Consider the following 1,543-nt stretch of genomic DNA (forward strand, 5'->3'; position numbering starts at 1 on the left):
AACACACTGCGGCCTGGCCGGGCACGGCCACACCGGCGCCGCTGTTGTGGCGGCTGGCTGGCGTGCTGTTGGTGCTCTGCCTGCTGCTCTGGCTTCGTCAGCGAAGGCTGAACCATGGCGCGGCTTGAACGCGGGGTGCTGGCACTCAGTCTGGCGGGGCTTCTAGGACTCGCAGGCTGGGCCAGCTGGCTGGACGGCAAGGCCTGGCTGGCCCAGCACCTGATTGCCCACGCCTGGCAAACCACGCTTGAGCAAGACGCACCCCAGCGCCCCTGGCCCTGGGCAGACACCTGGCCGGTAGCGCGCCTCACCACCCCCGCCGGGGAAACCCTCTATGTGTTGGAAAGCACCAGCGGCGAAGCCCTGGCCTTCGGACCCGGCCGACTGGCCGGCGGCATCGGCAGCGACCAGGCCCTCACCCTGGCCGGCCACCGCGACACCCACTTCGCCTTTCTGGAAAACCTGAACCCTGGCCAACCCCTCGCCGTGCAATTGGCCAACGGTTCACAGCAGCATTTTCAGATCAGCAGACAGCAGGTCATCAACAGCCAACAGCACCCCCTACACATCCCCCGGGATGACCAACAGCTAATACTGATCACCTGCTACCCCTTCGGCGCCCTCACCCCCGGCGGCCCCCTGCGCTACGTGGTCACCGCCACATCGGCCTCCACCAGCAACGCGGCAAATAATCGCGCGGATCAATAAACAGGAACCCATCATGTTCATTGCCCACCTCCCCGCTGGCTACCTGCTCGCCCAACACCTTCTGAAAAGAATTTGCACCATCCCCGTTTCCCCCAAAGCGGTCCTCTTCACCGTCATGGTCGGGGCCATCGCCCCGGATCTGGATATGCTCTACTTTTATTTCATCGACCACCGCCAGACCCATCACCATAAATACTTTAGCCACTGGCCCAGTCTGTGGATCGGCCTGCTGTGTACCTCAATGCTGGCAACCGGTCTGACAAGAAAACAGTCGCTACCCTTTCTCACCTTGATCTTTTCCCTGGGTGGCTTGCTGCACATGCTGCTGGATAGCGTTGTCGGTGATATCTGGTGGCTAGCACCCTTTGTGGATCGGCCTTACGCGTTATTCACTGTGCCCGCACACTTTCAGCCCTGGTGGTTTAACTTTGTGTTGCACTGGTCGTTTGTCATAGAGTTGCTGATTATTCTATGGGCCACAAAACGATACCGCTGGATTAAACGGAACAGGAAAACGGTCGAAGGTAGAAGAAAGTAAACGTTCCAGAGGAGAGGAATCGTTTAAGCACGAGGCGCAAACATGATAATGGCCGGTAGTGTTCAGAATTCTGTGTCACTTCTTTAATCTACACACCAAAGAGGTGATACATGACCAAACCCACATTCGACATTGATGCTGCTCTCAAGGCCCTACAGGAAGGCAAAGACCTGACCGGCAAAGACGGCATTCTCACGCCGCTGATCAAGCAGCTCACAGAAGCCGCGATGCAAGCCGAGCTGGACAATCATCTTACAGAAGAGACCGCGCCGAACCGCAAGAATGGCACGACCAGTA

At 58.5% G+C, this 1,543-nt stretch carries 2 protein-coding genes and 1 pseudogene; all 3 read left to right on the plus strand.

Annotated elements, in window-relative coordinates; genetic code table 11:
* The first annotated feature begins 114 nt into the window (after positions 1 to 114).
* Complete coding sequence (locus tag A3730_RS20240; RefSeq protein WP_063520356.1) at positions 115 to 708, plus strand: class GN sortase; 594 nt, start codon at positions 115 to 117, stop codon at positions 706 to 708.
* Between the two features lie 13 nt (positions 709 to 721).
* On the plus strand, positions 722 to 1,246 hold the full coding sequence (locus A3730_RS20245) for a metal-dependent hydrolase (RefSeq protein WP_063538777.1): 525 nt from the start codon (positions 722 to 724) through the stop codon (positions 1,244 to 1,246).
* A gap of 110 nt (positions 1,247 to 1,356) precedes the next feature.
* Positions 1,357 to 1,543, plus strand: a pseudogene (locus tag A3730_RS20250) (IS256 family transposase); the annotation flags it as partial.

The organism is Alcanivorax sp. HI0044, from assembly GCF_001634945.1.

What these genes read in the sequence shown, in the direction of transcription:
- A3730_RS20240 (WP_063520356.1), top strand. Translation starts at nt 115, where the DNA reads ATGGCGCGGCTTGAACGCGGGGTGCTGGCACTCAGTCTGGCGGGGCTT.
- A3730_RS20245 (WP_063538777.1), top strand. Translation starts at nt 722, where the DNA reads ATGTTCATTGCCCACCTCCCCGCTGGCTACCTGCTCGCCCAACACCTT.